Here is a 16,735-nt window from a genome sequence, read left to right on the forward strand (position 1 = left end):
AATGGACGGTGGTTTCGCCGCCGTCCATTCCAGCAAGATCGAGGTCACCATGCTCAGTTTTATCCGCAAGCGCGCCTTCGCCAGTCTCATCTCGCTCATCGGGCTGCTGGTCATGGTCTTCTTCCTGTCCCGTCTGACGGGCGACCCGGCATCGCTGTTCCTTCCCGTCGAAGCCTCCGCCGAAATGAAGGCCGAGTTCCGCGCCCTTCACGGTCTCGACCAGCCGCTGCTCGTTCAGTTCGGCCAGTATGTCGGCAATGTCGTGACCGGCGATCTCGGCGAGAGCCTGCGCAAGGCCCGCCCTGCACTCGATGTCGTGCTCGAAGCCTTCACATGGACACTCTGGCTCGCCGTCATCACCATGACGCTGGTCACCGTCTGCGCCATCGTCGTCGGCTCGCTCGCCGCTTTCCGCACCGGCGGTTTCTTCGATCGTTTTTCCTCGATGGTCTCGCTGATCGGCGCGTCCGTGCCGGATTTCTGGCTCGCCATCGTCGCCATCGTCGTTTTCGCCATCCAGCTTTCCTGGTTGCCGACATCCGGCACCGGCTCGCTGTCGCATTGGATCCTGCCGATCTGCGTGCTGTTCGTTCGTCCCTTCGGCATCATCGTTCAGGTCGTGCGCGGCTCGATGATTTCGGCACTGTCTTCGGCTTACGTGAAGACGGCCCGTGCCAAGGGCGTCAAATCCGGCCCGATCATCTTCGTCCATGCGCTGCGCAACGCCATGCTGCCGGTCATCACCGTCATCGGCGACCAGGCGGCCAGCCTTCTGAACGGCGCTGTCGTCATCGAAACCATCTTCGGTTTCCCCGGCGTCGGCAAGCTGATGATCGACAGCATTTTGCAGCGTGATTTCAACGTCGTGCTGGCGGCGATCCTCGTCACCGCGTTCGCCATCTTCCTCATGAACCTCGTGATCGACATGGCCTACGCCCTGCTCGACCCGCGCATCCGCTACTGAGGATCGACATGACCATGGCCATTCAATCCACACCCACCACCAAGGAAACAGTCGCGGAAGAACCGAGCGCTGTCGTGCGCATGGCGCGCATGCTCTGGGCCGACAAGTTCGCGCTCTGTGCCGCCATCTTCCTCGTTTTCGTCATCATCATGGCCATCATCGGCCCGACCCTTCTCGATGATCTCGCCACCAAGCAGAACCTGCGCGGCCGCAACCTCGCGCCCTTCATGTTCGACCGTGAATGGTTCATGTGGCTCGGCGCCGATGCACTTGGCCGCCCGCTCTGGCCGCGCATCATCGTCGCCACCCAGAACACCATCATGGTCGCCGCCGGCGCCGTGCTGATCTCGGCCGTTATCGGCACCCTGCTTGGCCTGATCGCCGGTTTTGCCTCGGAGCGCACCAGCCAGATCATCATGCGTCTTGCAGACGTCATCATGTCCTTCCCGTCGCTGCTGGTCGCGGTGATCGTGCTCTATATCCTCGGCTCGTCCATCCTCAACCTGATGCTGGTCCTGTCGATCACCCGTATCCCCGTCTACCTTCGAACCACCCGCGCCGAAGTTCTGGAAATCAAGAGCCGCATGTTCGTGCAGGCGGCCCGCGTCATGGGCGCGTCGTCCAAGCGCATCCTGTTCCGCCACATCCTGCCGGTGGTGCTGCCGACGCTGACGACACTTGCCACACTCGATTTCGCCTATGTCATGCTGGCGGAAAGTGCGCTGTCCTTCCTCGGCATCGGCATCCAGCCGCCGGAAATCACCTGGGGCCTGATGATTTCGCAAGGTCGCCAGTACCTCACCAATGCCTGGTGGCTGTCCTTCTGGCCGGGTCTGGCGATCATCCTCACAACGCTCTCGCTCAACCTTCTGTCCAACTGGCTGCGTATCGCGCTCGACCCCGTCCAGCGCTGGCGCCTGGAAATGAAAGGACCGAAAAATGGCTGATCATCTTCTCGAAGTCCGCAACCTCTCGGTCGATTTTCACACCGCAACCGGCACCGTCCACGCCGTGCGCAACATCTCCTACCATCTCGATCGTGGCGAAACGCTCGCCATCCTCGGCGAGAGCGGTTCCGGCAAGTCGGTCTCCTCGTCGGCGATCATGAACCTGATCGACATGCCGCCGGGAAAGATCGCGTCCGGCGAAATCCTGCTCGACGGCAAGGATCTGTTCAAGATGAGCAGCGAGGCCCGTCGCGAGGTCAACGGTCGCCGCATTGCCATGATCTTTCAGGACCCACTCAGCCACCTGAACCCGGTCTATACCGTCGGCTGGCAGATGCGCGAGGCGCTGAAAACCCACGGCAAGGGCAATAGCGAGGCCCAGGCCGAAGCGCTGCGCCTGTTCAAGCGCGTCGCCCTGCCGGAGCCGGAAAAGGCGCTCGACAAATACCCGCACGAATTTTCCGGCGGCCAGCGCCAGCGTGTCATGATCGCCATGGCGTTGGCACTCAAACCGGACCTGCTGATCGCCGACGAACCGACAACCGCGCTCGACGTGACGGTGCAGGCGGAAGTTCTGCTTCTCCTCAAGGAATTGCAGCGCGAGACGGGCATGGGCGTGCTGATCATCACCCACGATCTCGGCGTCGTCTCCGAAGTCGCCGACCGGGTCGTCGTCATGGAAAAAGGCCAGCTGGTCGAAAGCGGCACGGTGCGCGACGTCTATCGCAACCCTCAGCACGCCTATACCAAAAAACTGATCGCCGCCGCTCCGGGCAAGGGCGACATGCACGAACCGGCGACGTCAGGCGAGCCCATCCTCAGCGTCAAAAATGCCAAGAAATTCTACGGCGGCTTCGAAGCCCTGAAAGGCGTGTCCTTCGATCTCAAGGCCGGTGAAACCGTCGCCGTCGTCGGCGAAAGCGGCTCGGGCAAATCCACTCTCGCCCGCATTCTTCTGCGCCTCGAGGAAGCCGATGGCGGCACTGCGGAGTGGAAGGGAAAAGACCTTTTCACCATGTCACCGGGCGACCTGTTCAAGCTGCGCCGCGATCTGCAGATGGTGTTTCAGGACCCCACCCAGTCGCTCAACCCGCGCATGACCGTCTACCAGCTGATTTCGGAGGCCTGGGTCATCCACCCGGAAATCCTGCCAAAAGCGAAATGGCGCGAACGTGCTGCCGAACTGCTCGATCAGGTCGGCCTGTCGCCGGAACATATGGGCCGTTACCCGCACCAGTTTTCCGGCGGCCAGCGCCAGCGTATTGCCATTGCCCGCGCACTGGCACTCGAACCAAAGCTGATCGTCTGCGACGAGGCCGTGTCAGCCCTCGACGTCTCGGTTCAGGCGCAGGTGATCACGCTTCTCGACAAGCTGCGCAAGGAAATGGGCATCGCCTTCATCTTCATCGCCCACGACCTGCCGCTGGTGCGTGACTTTGCCGATTACGTGATGGTCATGCAGAAGGGCGAAGTCGTCGAATTCGGCACCGTCGCGCAGGTCTTCGACAATCCTCAAAAGCCCTATACGCAGGCGCTTCTCGCCGCCAGCCTCGATCCCGACCCGGACGTGCAGGCTGCAAACCGCAACGCGCGCCTCGCAACCGCATCCTGATTTGATTGATACCGGAGTAGAATGATGACCAAGAAAGCCTTTGTCGCGATCGTGACATGCTTCAACGACGACGAAACCATCAATTACGAAGCGACCCGCGCGCAGGTGCGCCGTCAGGTGGCGGCCGGCAACAACATCATGTGCGCCGGCACAAACGGCGATTTTTCGGCGCTAACCTTCGGCGAGAAGGTAAAACTGCTTGAGGAAGTGGTCGATGAAGTCGGCGGCAAGGTCGATGTCATCGTCAATGCCGGCATGCCCGCCACGTTCGAAACGCTGCAGCTGGCCAAGGAATTCGACCGTATCGGCGTCACCGGCATCGCCGTCATCACGCCCTTCTTCATCGCCTGCACGCAGGACGGCCTGATCCGCCACTTCTCCACGGTTGCCGATGCCGTCAAGACACCGGTTTATCTCTACGACATCCCGGCCCGCACCCAGAACCACATTGAGCCGGAAACCGCCCGCAAGCTTGCCACCCACGGCAACATCGCCGGTATCAAGGATTCTGGTGGCGCGCAGGAAACCCTTGCCGCCTATCTGCAGGTCTCCAAGGACGTCGAAGGGTTCGAAGTCTATTCCGGCCCGGACCATCTGGTGCTGTGGTCGCTGCAGAACGGCGCCGCCGGCTGCATTTCCGGTCTCGGCAATGCAATGCCGGACGTTCTCGCCGGCATCGTCGGCGGCTTCAACTCGGGCAATATTGCTGAAGCCGAACGTCAGCAGGACATCTACACCGCTTTCCGCACCGACCTTTACCAGCACGGCTTCCCGCCGGCCATGGTCAAGCGTGCGCTCTATCTGCAGGACGCGTCCGTCGGCGCCAGCCGCCAGCCGGCTCTGCTGCCGAATGCTGAGCAGGATGCCCGGATCGGTGAGACGCTGAAGAAATTCGGCCTGCTGTAAGGAGGCTATCATGTCGATTGTCGTTGCCACGACGTCGCCCGGTTTCGGGCGGCACGGACGTTTGCCGCGACTGCTCGAAGAAACCGGCTGGGAGATCATCCGCTGTACCGACACATCGTTGCCGGATGGCGGTCTGGCGCAGCATATCGATCGGGTTGATTTCCTCGTTGCAGGGCTTGTGCCCGTACGCGCGGAAACGATCGCCACCGCGCCGCGCCTTCGTGCGGTGCTGAAACACGGTGTCGGGGTCGACAATGTCGATATTCCTGCGTGCACGGCTAAAGGCCTTCCCGTCACCAATACGCCGGGCGCCAATTCGAATGCGGTGGCGGAACTGGCGGTGGGCATGATGTTCTCCATGGCCCGCAACATTCCTCAGGGTCACATGAGCGTCGTGTCCGGCGGCTGGGATCGCCGACCGGGAACGGAGATTTCCGGAAAGGTGCTCGGCATCGTCGGGCTCGGGAATATCGGCAAGCTGCTGGCTCGCAAGGCGATTGCGCTCGGCATGACGGTTGTGGCCGCGGATCTCTATCCCGACCAGGCATTCGTTGCCCAGCACGGGATCGAGATCCTCGAACTGGACGCACTTCTGGCACGTTCCGACTATGTGTCGCTGCATGTCTTCGGTGGTACGGGGAATGCGGCCATGATCGGCACGCGGCAGATCGCGGCGATGAAGCCGGAAGCCTGCCTGCTCAATCTCGCACGTGGCGAGGTTGTCGATAACGACGCGCTGGCAGAGGCGCTCGCGCAGGGCAGGCTCAAGGGCGCGGCGATCGATGCCTTCGCCACCGAGCCGCCGGATGTCTCGCACCCGTTGTTCAAGCTCCCGAATGTCGTCTTCACGCCCCATAGCGGTGCCGACAGCCTCGAGGCGATCGAGAATGTCGGGCTGATGGTGATTAGCGACATTCATGATTTCATAGCCGGACGCCGCCCCGAACGCGTTCTCAATCCGGAGGTTTACGACCGATGACCGATCCCCGCTATTCGAGCGATGCACTCGTCGCATTTGCCAGGGCACTTTTCTCTGCCGCCGGCCTGGAAGATGACAAGGCGGACGCTGTTGCCACCTACCTCGTCGAGGCCGACCTGATGGGGCATTCGACGCACGGCCTTGCGCTGGCCGGCTGGTATCTGCAGGGCATTGCCGATGGTGTGGTGACGAAAGCCGGTTCCTACCAGACGGTCAGCGATCGGGGTGCGGCGATCTGCTGGAGCGGCAATCGCCTGCCCGGTGCATGGCTGACATCCGAGGCAGTCAAGCTGGCGGTAGAGCGCGCTCGCGAATTCGGCACGGCGTCTGTCGTGATCGGCAATAGCCATCATATCGGAGCGCTGGCCGCTTATCTGCCAATCGCAACGGAAAAGGGGATGCTGGTCTCGATCGCGTCCTCGTCGCCATCCGGAGCGCAAGTTGCACCTTTCGGTGGAACGAAGGGCGTCTATACGCCCGATCCCGTGGCGCACGGCATTCCGACGCCGGGCGATCCGATCCTGATCGATATCTCGGCGTCGATCACGACGGTGAACATGGCGCAACGACTGATCCGCGAGGGCAGGCAGTACGAGGCTGACTGGCTGATGGATGCGGATGGCAAGCCGTCGCGTGATCCGAAGGTGCTGGAAGCCGGCGGAACGCTTCTGCCGACCGGCGGCATCGATCACGGCCAGAAAGGCTATGGCATGGCGCTGATTGCCGAAGCGCTGACGCAAGGGCTCGCCGGTTATGGACGGGCTGATGCGCCAAAGGGGACCAATGCAGCCGTTACCGTGCAGGTCTGGGACCCGGAAGCCTTCGGCGGCAGCCAGGCCTTTCTGCGGCAGACCGGCTGGCTGGTGGACGCCTGCCGCGCCAATCCGCCCCGGCCGGGCATTGCCGCGGTGAGACTGCCGGGCGAGGCGGCGATGGCGCGCAAGCGCGCGGCAATTGAAGGCGGCGTCGCCCTGCATGCGGGCATCATGGCTTCGCTGTTGACGCATGCCGAGCGTCTCGACATCGAGGCACCGGCACCGCTCGAATAGACCTCGGCCAAACCGGCCAGCCGTGATAATCACGTCCACAAACCGAATCTGTAATTCTCCGGAGACGCCTGATGAACGACACCTCCTCTGCATCCTTCGACTACAACGCCCTGGCCGGCAGCTTGTTTGACCTGCGCGCGGCAGGTCGATCGCAGGCGACTGAAAAGTTTGCCCTGCCACGGGATGTGGCGGAAGGGATGCGTGTTCAGCAGGCTCTCGCCGAGCGGGAAGGCGCGGCCGGTCATGCCTGGAAGGTTGCAATGTCGCCGGACAAGCATCCCGTTGTCGCACCGCTTCATCCCTATGTCGAAGCCAGCCGTGAGGCGGAACTGCCCTATCTGCCGGGGATGAAATTCGAGGTGGAGATCGCATTGCGCCTCGGCCGCGATCTGCCGGTCAGGCAAGATCCCTATTCGCGTGAGGATATCTACGAGGCGGTCTCAGAGGTCTATCTCGGCGCGGAACTGGTGTCGACCGCGATCGAGGAAGGCGGCAAGGTTTCGTTTCCGCTTTATCTCGGTGATCGTATCGGCAATCGCGGATATGTGCTGGGGCCGGTCGTGCCCAAGACGCTTGTCGACACGGTCGGCGGCGCGGCGCTGAGCGTCGTTCAAGCGGGCGTCGAGATCTATCGGGGGCCGGCCAAGCATCCGGTCGAGGACGTGCTTGCCTGGCTCGTTGCCTATGCCAATGACGCAAGCCGCCCCACAGGCTCGCTCGCTTCGGGCATGGTCATCACGACCGGTGCGATTTCCGGCGCAATGCCGCTGCCGGGGCCGGGCACGGTCGAGATCGTGCTGGCCGATGCGTTTGCGCTCGACGTCACGCTTTCTGCCTAACCGGTCACAAACCATGCTCGCCTCGCCCTCTCTGCGATCCGACCTCTGATATGGTCGTGTCGCAGCACATCCCGCAACGGGCTTCGTCGCTGGCGATCGCCTACGCGGCGACTGCCGCTGCCATGACCGCTGTCGATGTGATGATCGTGCGGATGCTGGCAGGCGAGGTACATCCTTTTGTCATGGCATTCTTTCGCGGCTTTTTCGGCCTGCTCGCGATCCTGCCATGGGTGGCGTTCCGGCCTTCGGTCCTCAGAACCCGCTTCCGGATCATGCATGTCTTGCGCGCGACGGTGAAGATATTGTCGATGGTGTGTGCGTTTACCGCCTTTGCGGTCGCACCTCTGGCGGATGTCATGGCAATCCTCTTCACCGCGCCAGTTTTCGTCACGCTGGGTGCCTGGCTTCTGCTGGGTGAGCGGCTGACGTTGATGCGCTCGGCATCCGTTCTCTGCTGTTTCGTCGGCGCCGTCATCATCATCGGGCCTTCGGGGGGCGGCGAGACGATGTTCGCGCTGCTCATGGCCGTGTCGGCGGCCGTTCTTCTGGCCGTGATGCAACTGATGCTGAAGAAGATGTCCTCGGTCGATCCCACCGATACGCTCGTCTCCTGGAACCTGATCGTGACGGTACCGATCGCGGCCGTTCCCGCATGGTTCTTCTGGACGACGCCGAGTTATGAAAACCTGATCCTGCTGGTGCTGCAGGGCATCCTGGGGGCGGCCAATATGTCGATGATGACGAGAGCCTTTTCGCTTGCGCCAGCCACCCATGTCGCCACGGTGGATTTCCTCAGGCTGCCTTTCGTGGCCTTCCTCGGCTTCATGGTCTTTGGGGAGATCGTGCGCCAGAGCACCGTGCTTGGTGCAGTACTCATCGTCGGCGCGCTCACCGTGCCGCTCCTCATGCGAAGCGGCAGGGCTTAGAGAAAGACAGACATTGAGCCGCCAGGGCTTGGGAGGTGGGTGCGCCCGGCGGCTCAAGTCAGACTGGACGAGATCAGATGTCCTCGTCGCCGCCGAAGTCCATGTCGTCCATCGGGGCCTCGGCATCAGGAGCCGCAGCTTCAGGCTCGGCAGCCTGAGCTTCGTCGCCGCCCATCATGCCCATGATCGCGTTGCCGAGCAGCACGCCGCCGGCGACACCCATGGCTGTCTGGGCCGCACCGGCAAGGAAGCCGCCGCCTGCGCGCGGCTGCTGCATGCCCTGCTGGCCGTAGCCGGCCTGACCCTGATTGCCCCACGGAGAGGCTGCCGGAGCTGACGGCTGCCCGTAGGCCGCCTGCTGCGGTGCCTGGCGCGGCATCTGGCGCTGGGGTGCGGCATTGCTGCCGAACATGGAAGAGAAGAAGCCGCCACCGCTGCGCTGCTGGCCCTGCGATGCCTGATATTCGAGCTCCTCGATGCGGCGCTGTGCCACTTCGAGTGCCTGCTCCTGCACGACGATCGTCTGCGCCATGTAATAGGGCGCGGCCGGCTGCTGGCTGATCCGATCCCGGATGAAGCCTTCAGATTCGGCATCACGATTGCCGGACTGGCGCTCCACATGGGCGAGCTTGGAGAACAGGCCGTCAATGGCCTGCTGGTCGTTGCGATCCATGATATGTCTCCTTGGGATGCTGCTTTTATTCTTCGCGCTGGCCGGTGAAGTTCAGCAGCAGCTGGAAGATGTTGACGAAGTTCAGGTAAAGCGACAGCGCGCCGAATACCGCCAGTTTCTGCTGGCTTTCCTGATCGAAACCGTCGGCATACTGCTCCTTGATGTTCTGCGTATCGTAGGCGGTCAGGCCGACGAACACGACGATGCCGATCACCGAAATGGCGAACTGCAGGGCGCTGGAACCGAGGAAGATGTTGACGATCGAGGCGATCATCACGCCGATCAGGCCCATGATCAGGAACGAACCGATCTTGGTAAGATCACGCTTGGTGACGTAGCCGTAGAGGCTGGTGGCGCCGAACATGGTGGCTGCGATGAAGAAGGTGCGGGCGATACTTGCGCCGGTGAAGACGAGGAAGACCGAGGCGAGCGACAGGCCCATGACGGCGCTGAAGGCCCAGAATGCCATCTGCGCCGAAGAGGCGGACATGGCATGCATGCGGAACGAAAAGAAGAAGACGAAGGCGAGCGGCGCCAGCATCACCACCCATTTGAGCGGGGTGGAGAAGATCGGCACGTAGAGCGCCGGCGTCGTGCCGACGACGAAGGCGACGAGGCCCGTCACCACAAGGCCGAGGCCCATATAGTTGAAGACGCGCAGCATATGCTGGCGAAGGCCTTCGTCGAACGCTGCCGCCGACGTGTTGGAAATGCCGCCGAAGCGGTTCTGGTTCGGATACATGAAAGTCTCCTGTTGGGATCAGTAAAGGGAATTCTTCAGAAGCTCTGCTTCGTCGGATAGGCCGGTGCCGGAGGTGCTGGAGACGACGGCATAGGCGACTTCGCCCAGCTGCCACCATGCCGCCTCGGCGGTGGAAAAGGTGACCGCCTGCACGGCCTCGACCGAAAAACTGCCCGGCCGTCCTGCAAACAGCGAAATCGATGCCCCGTCAGCGGTTCTCACCACCGCTTCGACGCTCGGGCCGAAATCGGACGGGAAGACCTGCACGTCCATGACCTGCCAATCCTTCGGCAGGTCGGGCATGGTGATCGCGGTGGCTGCCCTTATGTCGTCGCGGTCATAGGCGCGACTTTCCGGCTGCGACTGCATGCCGGCGCGCACGAGCGCGGTGTCATGGGCGCGTATCGCCTGCTCGATGAAGGCCGGCGGATGGGCCGAGGCATTGACCTCGCGGGTTCCCATGGATGTGTTGGCGAACCAGCCCAGCGACACGAGGATGCCGACGGCCGCAATCTTGCGCAACGTTGTCCACATGCGCGCTTCCGACAGGCCCGATTGCAGCTTGTAGGCGGCGTGGCGGGTCTTCGGGCTGCAGCCGGCGTCGTCCGATGTCATGGCGAGTTTCAATGACGAGCGGATGCCGAGATCCGCCATCACGCGGGCCGCCGTCTCCGGGTGGCCTGCCAGAAAGCTTTCGACACGGATACGGCCTGCCGCATCCAGCTGGCCATCGATATAGGCGTCGATATCCGCTTCGTGGATCGCTACCATGTCAGTCATTGCCGCCTCCGACTATTCTCAGATGGGTGGGCTGTTTCGTGGCGTTTTCGAAATCGCGCAGCGTGGCCCTGGCGCGCGAGACGCGAGACATCAGCGTGCCGACCGGAACGCCGAGCATGGCGGCCGCTTCCTGGTAGGAAAGCTCCTCGATGGCGATGAGATGCAGCGCCTCGCGCTGATCTTCCGGCAGTCGGTCGAATGCCTTCCTGATCTGGGCAAGGCGCACGCCATGTTCCTGGTGTGCCGGATAGGACATATCGGCATCGAGCACCGTTTCGGCGTCGCGACGATCGCGGGCGGAAGAGGAGCGCAGGCGGTCGATATGGGTGTTGTGGAGGATCGACATCAGCCAGCCGCGCAGGTTGGCGCCGCGACGATAGGTCGAACGGCGCTCATAGGCGCGCAGCAGAGTGTCATGCACGAGATCCTCGGCATCGGCCGATGTCTTCGACAGCGACCGGGCATAGCGCTTCAATGCGCCGAGCTGGCCCAACACGTCGAACATGCGTTTTCGATCATCCATACCGCCATATACGGAACGGGGCCGACATTGCTTGCATGAAGTGCCAATTTTTTTTGGCGTCAGGGTGTTTTTTCTTCGGCAGACATTTCTGTCGGCGCGTTTTTCGGGAAGGCAAAGGTCTGTTCGAGCCGCCAGGGGCCATCGAGATAGGCCCACAGGTCCATGCCGATGATGCGGATCGATGAGGGCTGGTATGCTTCCGACAGGCTGCGGAACAGCGTGTCGGAGGATGATTTCGACGCCTTGTTCTGGATCGTGATATGCGGCCTCCACGTATGCATGTCCTGTGAGCCGAGCCAGGGCAGGAAGGATTGCCGCAGCTGATGGCGGATCTCCTGCAACCCGGTGCCGGCAATCGCATAGGCAACGCCCATGCCGAGATGGCGTAAGCCCGTCACGTCGGCCTCAAGGCACGGGCGATCGCTGGCGGCATCCTCAAGCGTGTCCGTGATGCGCTGGCGATACTCGCCCGGCAGACGATGAAACATCGTCAGGTGGGCGGAGAGAAAATTTCGCTCAGACGGAAAATGTGTCCGTCGCAACCGGTCGAAGGGCGCTAGATCGTCATCGTCGATACGGGCGGTGAGAATCAGCGGCTGACGTGTTTTCACATCGTCTCCATGGGAGATGACAAGCGGCAAGGCCATCGGGTTCCTGCCCATATAGGACGTTAGCGTTGAATGGCGAGCGCGCTGTCATAGAGCGTGCAGAACTCCGCCGCGACATCGGATGCAATGCCGGCAATCAGCGATGACAGGCGCGAGGACGGGTTTTCGAGATAGACCGCGAAATAGTCCGTCGAGGGGAAATGCGGGCGGACATTCAGGACCTTGAGCGTGCCGAGCCGCAACTCGTTCTGGATCACGATCGGCGGCAGGACGGAAATGCCGATGCCGGCTGCGATCATGCTGATCGTCGTGGCAAGCGAATTGGAATAATGAACCACGACATCATTGAGGCCATCCTGCGGAAGATAGCTCAGCATTCTCTTGTGCGCGGGCGTGCCGAGCTCGTAGGAGATGATCGGATGAAGCGCCAAGTCGGACTTGCCGATCGCCTCCTCATTGCCGATGGCGATATCGCTCTTGGCGACCCAAAACATGCCGAGCGTGCACAGGTCGATGATCCGATACTTTTCGACATCCGCTCCATGAAAGCCGAGGATGATGTCGAGTTCTCGCTTCTCCAGCTTGTTGAGGATGGTTTGCGAGGCATCCGTCGTGACCGCGACGCGGACGCGCGGGAAACGGGTGCGCAGCGTCTCCATGATGCCGGGGAGAATGGCGAGGGCCATGCTGGGAAGCACGCCGATCCTGACCGTTCCCTCCACCGTTTCCGGCGGGGCGACATCGCTGACCAGGGCATTGTAGCGAACGATGATGTCGCGGGCCCCGTCAACGAAGGAGCGCCCCTCGCTCGTCAGGTGAACATCGCGCGTGTCGCGTTCGAAAAGGCGGATGCCGAGTTCCTGTTCCATGGCGGAAACACGGTTGGAAATGGCGGCAGGCGTTATGTTCATCCGGTCGGCGGTGGCGCGGAAACTTCTCAGCTCGGCAAGCCAGACCACGGTCTCGAGGAAGCGAATGTTCATTGCCGTAATACCCCGCCGCCTTGTCGACGATCAGGCGCCGGCGCACGCGGTGATGGTCGCAACTCGTTGAAATCGCAAATACTAAGTCCACTTGCTCAACAAGCTACACGGTGAGGAGAATATGGCAACGTCTGGCGATGTGCAAAAAATGTTCAAGCACAAAGAAAGGGCAGTCCGATGGATCTCGGACTGCCCGACCGGATGGAGAAGAGCTATTCAGGCGAGTTTCGCCATGACCTTTGCCGTTGCGCCGGTCATATCGCCGAGCTTCTGCACCTTGTCTCGCACGCTGGCTTCACGCTTCTTGCCGGTTTCCTGACGCTTCAGCGCCTCCTCGGAAACCGCACGCACTTCATCACGCGGGATGACCAGAACGCCACTTTCGTCGGCAAGAATGGCATCGCCCGGCATCACCACGGCACCGCCGCAGCTGACCGGGATGTTGAAGCCGCCGCCGAGGTCGTAAAGGCGTGTGGTGATCGGCGAGAGACCACGCGACCACATCGGGAAATCCGAATCCTGGATTTCGGTCAAGTCGGTGCAGGGGCCATCGACGATGCCGGCAACCGCGCCGGCCGCTTTTGCCGCAACGGTAACACCGCCGCCCCAGCAGGCATATTTGTCATCGCCCAGACGGTCGACAACGAGAATATCGCCCGGCCGGAGCTGGCCGGTGGCGTGGTGCAGCAGGGTCGAGTCCGGGCCGGCAATCGCCAGCGTCACGGCGGTACCGACGACGCGGCGGCCGGGAAGCAGCGGCTGGATCTGCCGGTCCATGAAGCCGAACAGACGCCAGTGGCCGACGGTTGCGGTTTCGACACCGGAGAGAAGATCGAGATCTTCCTGCGGGATTTGTTCCGGCATGTCTTTGATAACATACATGATAAAATTCCTTATGCGCAGGCGATGCGACGATGCTGCGTCATCGGGATGAGATTGCGCACGCGCTTGATTTCCTTGGCGTCGATGCGGGCGGTGACATAACCGACCGGATCGGAAGCGCGGGCGATCGTGTGGCCCCACGGGTCGCAGACCAGCGAATGGCCATAGCAGGCGCGCTTTTCACCGTTGACGGTGACGCTGCCGGTCTGGCCGCAGGCAACGAAATAGGTCTGGGTTTCGATGGCGCGCGCACGGGCCAGCACTTCCCAATGGTCCTTGCCGGTCTGCAGGGTGAAGGCGGCAGGCAGGACGATGATGTCGCAACCGGCCTTTTCGAGTTGCAGGAACAGTTCGAAGAAACGGATGTCATAGCAGATGGCGCAACCGACCTTCATGCCGTCGATCTCATAGGTGACGATGTCTTCACCCGGCTTGACGGTGGCGGATTCCTTGTAGGCCGTGCCATCCGGGGCGACGATGTCGAACATGTGGATCTTGCGATAGGCCGCCACTTCCTTGCCTTCGCGGTCGAACACGAAGGAGGTGTTGTAGATGCGGTTTTCGCCCTCGACCTTCTCCATGATCGTGCCGGCGTGGACAAACACCTTGTTCTCGCGGGCAAAATCCTGCGCCATCGTGTAGGCCGCACCACCGGCCGGCTCGGCCAGCGCCAGCTTTTCTTCGGTCGTCGTGCCGTAGACCTCGAAATATTCCGGCAGAACGATCAGGTCCGGCTGGTCGGTCTTCATGGCGTCTGCCATCAGATCACGGGTGATCTTCAGGTTGGCGTCGCGGTCTTTTTGCGGATTGGTCTGGATCAGGCTGATTTTCATGGGTAATCCCTCCGAATTGCGATGTCGCTCAGGCGACGATCTTTTCCTGCTTGAGTGCGTTGACGGTGGACATGATGCCGGCGCGCAGCGCCATGTTCTGGGTGGCGACGACCAGCATTTCGGCGCCTTCCTCCAGAGCGAAAGTGCGCTCGGCCGGTGTCCAGGCCGGCATGATCCACTTCTTGCCCGCGTCACGGGCGGCCTTGGCGATGCGGGACAGGTCGCGACGGTCTTCATCGTTGAAAGAATAAGCACCACGGCCGCAGGCGAGCGCCAGGTCGGACGGGCCGGGGAACAGGCCGTCGACCGTATCGAGCGCGATGATCTTTTCGACATCGGCCAGGCTCTCGGCCGTCTCGATCATCGCGTAGCATTTGGTGCGCTTGTTTTCCTTCTCGAACGCGTCGGAGGACGGGCGGGCGTAACCGAACACGCGGCCGCCGGCATAGGAGCGGATGCCGAGCAGTGGATATTTGGCCGCCTTGGTCACTTCGCGGGCGTGATCGACGCCGAGAATGTGCGGCAGGATGACTCCGTCGGAGCCGAAATCGAGGGCCTGCTGGATGGCTTCCGTTGTCGGCGCGATCACCTTGGTCAGTGCCGGAATGCCGAGCGACTTGGAAAAGGCCAGGAACTGGTCGAGCGTGGCGAGGTCGAATGTGCCGTGCTCGAGTTCGATTACGAGCTGGCTGACGCCGCAGGTCTTGGCGATTTCCAGAAAGCCGAAATGCGGTTGCGACATCCAGAGCGCGATATTGTCCATTACAGAAGTCTCCATTGCAATTTCAGTTACTTGCCCATGGTCTTGGAGAGACCGAGCGTGCGTTCGATGAGGAAGATGATGGCAAGGGTGGCAACGACGAGGACGACGGATACGGCAGCCGTCATCGGGTCGGTCTGGCTTTCCACGTAGTCGAAGATTTCAACCGGCAGGGTGCGCAGGCGCGGCCCGGTGATGAACAGCGAGATCACCACTTCGTCGAAGGACAGAAGGAAGGAGAGGGCGGCACTTGCGATGAAACCCGGCATCATCAGCGGCAGGGTGATGCGACGGACCACGGTGAAAGGCGAGGCGCCGAGCATGGTGGCTGCATCCTCGACCGATGGCGGTATCGTGGAAAATGCCGTCAGCATGATGCGGATAACGTAAGGGGTGGTGATGATCAGGTGGGCGATGATCAGGCCGGTATAGGTGCCGAGCAGGCGGGCCTGCACGAAGACCAGAAGGATGGCGAGGCCGAGCACGATGGACGGCAGAAGGAGAGGGGCCGTGAACAGGTTGAGCAGGAATTCGCGGCCGATGAATTTGCGTCGGCGGATGGCGAAGGCGGCAGGTACACCGGCGGCAAGGCCCAGCACCGTCACCGTGATGGCGATTACAAAGCTGATCCACAGCGCCTGGGCAAAACCGGCATGCGAGAACATCGCGGCATACCAGCGAAGGCCCCAGCTTTCCGGCGGGAAGGTGATGTAGCTGTCATTGCTGAAGGACAAGGGCAGAACGATCAGGATGGGCGCGAGCAGGAAGAGATAGATGCAGGCGACGAGGAGCCTGAACGGAGTGGTCAATTGGCCGATCATGTCAGGGTTCCTCCTTAATCGAAGCGCTTGACGACGCGGGAGTAGACCGCGAGCGCAAGGCCGAAGATGATGAGCACGATGACGGAGATTGCCGCGGCCGTCGGCCATTCCAGCTGAATGACGGCCTGATCGTAGATCTCGGTCGCCAGCAGGAAGACACGTCCGCCGCCCAGAAGTTTTGGCGTGATGAACGAGCTGATCGACAGCACGAAGCAGAGCAGGCAACCGAGTGCGATGCCGGGTGCCGTCAGGGGCAGGATCACGCGGCGAAACCGCGTCCAGCTGTTGGCGCCGAGCGATGCGGCGGCCTCCTCGTAGACGTTTTCGAGACGGCCGAAACCGGCGATCAGCGACAGCGCCATATAGGGGATCAGCACTTCCACCATGCCGATGAAGACGCCGAGCGTGTTGTTGGTGAGCCGCAGCGGGCTGTCGATAATGCCGGATGACATCAGGATGCCGTTGAAAACGCCCTGATCACCGAGGATGACCATCCAGCCATAGGTGCGCACGACGCTGCTGACGAGAAGCGGCGAGACCGTGATGACGAACAGCATGTTGCGCCATTTCGGCGAAACCCGGTGCAGGAAGAGCGCGATCGGATAGGCGCAACACAGCGTGATCAGCGTGACGCCGAAACCCAATATCAGCGAGTTGGAGACCAGTTCGAAGCTGAAACTGTCGGTGAAAAAGCCGATGTAGTTTTCCAGCGTGTAATTGTTGGTGAGCACGCCGCCGCTGCGGCTTTCGATGAAGGAAATCATGCCCAGCCGGACGACCGGCAGGACGAAGGCGACGAAGTTGATGATCGCCATCGGCAGAAGCAGCGCAATCAGCAGGAAAGGAAACTTTCTGCGGGCAGCGGGCGCCTCTGCAAGCGGGATGGATGAGGTGATCGCTGCCATGGT

Annotated in this window: 19 protein-coding genes; 8 read left to right on the plus strand and 11 right to left on the minus strand. The window is 61.8% G+C overall.

What is annotated here, in order from left to right:
- The first annotated feature begins 49 nt into the window (after positions 1 to 49).
- The 8 genes from AC0JZ4_RS18860 to AC0JZ4_RS18895 all read left to right on the plus strand — a co-directional run bounded on the left by AC0JZ4_RS18860 (position 50) and on the right by AC0JZ4_RS18895 (position 8,222).
- Positions 50 to 964: an ABC transporter permease gene (locus AC0JZ4_RS18860; protein ID WP_132272499.1), complete on the plus strand. Its 915-nt coding sequence runs from the start codon at positions 50 to 52 to the stop codon at positions 962 to 964.
- Positions 965 to 978: 14 nt separating this feature from the next.
- Positions 979 to 1,911, plus strand: a complete 933-nt coding sequence (locus tag AC0JZ4_RS18865) for an ABC transporter permease (RefSeq protein ID WP_471888043.1) — start codon at positions 979 to 981, stop codon at positions 1,909 to 1,911.
- Entirely contained in the window at positions 1,904 to 3,523 is a 1,620-nt protein-coding gene (locus AC0JZ4_RS18870) for an ABC transporter ATP-binding protein (RefSeq protein WP_471888044.1), read from the plus strand. Before AC0JZ4_RS18865 ends, AC0JZ4_RS18870 begins: the two co-directional genes overlap by 8 nt.
- A 24-nt stretch (positions 3,524 to 3,547) precedes the next feature.
- Positions 3,548 to 4,429, plus strand: a complete 882-nt coding sequence (locus tag AC0JZ4_RS18875) for a dihydrodipicolinate synthase family protein (protein ID WP_471888045.1) — start codon at positions 3,548 to 3,550, stop codon at positions 4,427 to 4,429.
- A 10-nt stretch (positions 4,430 to 4,439) separates the two neighbouring features.
- Entirely contained in the window at positions 4,440 to 5,408 is a 969-nt protein-coding gene (locus AC0JZ4_RS18880; RefSeq protein WP_471888046.1) for a phosphoglycerate dehydrogenase, read from the plus strand.
- The gene (locus AC0JZ4_RS18885) at positions 5,405 to 6,457 is read left to right on the plus strand and encodes an Ldh family oxidoreductase (protein ID WP_471888047.1); all 1,053 of its coding nucleotides are present in this window, start codon (positions 5,405 to 5,407) and stop codon (positions 6,455 to 6,457) included. The genes AC0JZ4_RS18880 and AC0JZ4_RS18885 overlap by 4 nt, the downstream gene beginning before the upstream one ends.
- Before the next feature lie 71 nt (positions 6,458 to 6,528).
- Complete coding sequence (locus AC0JZ4_RS18890; protein WP_471888048.1) at positions 6,529 to 7,296, plus strand: fumarylacetoacetate hydrolase family protein; 768 nt, start codon at positions 6,529 to 6,531, stop codon at positions 7,294 to 7,296.
- Between the two features lie 56 nt (positions 7,297 to 7,352).
- Positions 7,353 to 8,222: a DMT family transporter gene (locus AC0JZ4_RS18895; RefSeq protein WP_471888049.1), complete on the plus strand. Its 870-nt coding sequence runs from the start codon at positions 7,353 to 7,355 to the stop codon at positions 8,220 to 8,222.
- Between the two features lie 73 nt (positions 8,223 to 8,295).
- Here AC0JZ4_RS18895 and AC0JZ4_RS18900 read toward each other — a convergent pair whose 3' ends face one another.
- The 11 genes from AC0JZ4_RS18900 to AC0JZ4_RS18950 all read right to left on the minus strand — a co-directional run bounded on the left by AC0JZ4_RS18900 (position 8,296) and on the right by AC0JZ4_RS18950 (position 16,732).
- Entirely contained in the window at positions 8,296 to 8,895 is a 600-nt protein-coding gene (locus tag AC0JZ4_RS18900; protein ID WP_471888050.1) for a DUF2076 domain-containing protein, read from the minus strand.
- Positions 8,896 to 8,920: 25 nt separating this feature from the next.
- On the minus strand, positions 8,921 to 9,637 hold the full coding sequence (locus AC0JZ4_RS18905) for a Bax inhibitor-1/YccA family protein (RefSeq protein WP_471888051.1): 717 nt from the start codon (positions 9,635 to 9,637) through the stop codon (positions 8,921 to 8,923).
- An 18-nt stretch (positions 9,638 to 9,655) separates the two neighbouring features.
- Positions 9,656 to 10,417, minus strand: coding sequence for an anti-sigma factor family protein (locus AC0JZ4_RS18910; RefSeq protein ID WP_471888052.1), 762 nt, complete (start codon positions 10,415 to 10,417; stop codon positions 9,656 to 9,658).
- Positions 10,410 to 10,940: a sigma-70 family RNA polymerase sigma factor gene (locus tag AC0JZ4_RS18915; protein ID WP_471888053.1), complete on the minus strand. Its 531-nt coding sequence runs from the start codon at positions 10,938 to 10,940 to the stop codon at positions 10,410 to 10,412. Before AC0JZ4_RS18915 ends, AC0JZ4_RS18910 begins: the two co-directional genes overlap by 8 nt.
- Before the next feature lie 59 nt (positions 10,941 to 10,999).
- A complete protein-coding gene (locus AC0JZ4_RS18920; RefSeq protein ID WP_471888054.1) occupies positions 11,000 to 11,551 on the minus strand; it encodes a 2'-5' RNA ligase family protein in 552 nt (183 codons plus the stop codon).
- Between the two features lie 59 nt (positions 11,552 to 11,610).
- Complete coding sequence (locus AC0JZ4_RS18925) at positions 11,611 to 12,531, minus strand: LysR family transcriptional regulator (RefSeq protein WP_471888055.1); 921 nt, start codon at positions 12,529 to 12,531, stop codon at positions 11,611 to 11,613.
- A gap of 216 nt (positions 12,532 to 12,747) precedes the next feature.
- A complete protein-coding gene (locus tag AC0JZ4_RS18930) occupies positions 12,748 to 13,413 on the minus strand; it encodes an RraA family protein (RefSeq protein WP_471888056.1) in 666 nt (221 codons plus the stop codon).
- 11 nt (positions 13,414 to 13,424) lie between these two features.
- The gene (locus tag AC0JZ4_RS18935; RefSeq protein ID WP_471888057.1) at positions 13,425 to 14,246 is read right to left on the minus strand and encodes a carbon-nitrogen hydrolase family protein; all 822 of its coding nucleotides are present in this window, start codon (positions 14,244 to 14,246) and stop codon (positions 13,425 to 13,427) included.
- A 28-nt stretch (positions 14,247 to 14,274) separates the two neighbouring features.
- Entirely contained in the window at positions 14,275 to 15,009 is a 735-nt protein-coding gene (locus AC0JZ4_RS18940; RefSeq protein ID WP_471888058.1) for an HpcH/HpaI aldolase family protein, read from the minus strand.
- A gap of 26 nt (positions 15,010 to 15,035) precedes the next feature.
- Positions 15,036 to 15,827, minus strand: a complete 792-nt coding sequence (locus AC0JZ4_RS18945; RefSeq protein ID WP_471888059.1) for an ABC transporter permease — start codon at positions 15,825 to 15,827, stop codon at positions 15,036 to 15,038.
- Between the two features lie 14 nt (positions 15,828 to 15,841).
- On the minus strand, positions 15,842 to 16,732 hold the full coding sequence (locus AC0JZ4_RS18950; protein WP_471888060.1) for an ABC transporter permease: 891 nt from the start codon (positions 16,730 to 16,732) through the stop codon (positions 15,842 to 15,844).
- Between the last annotated feature and the right edge of the window lie 3 nt (positions 16,733 to 16,735).

Source organism: [Rhizobium] kunmingense, assembly GCF_977018605.1.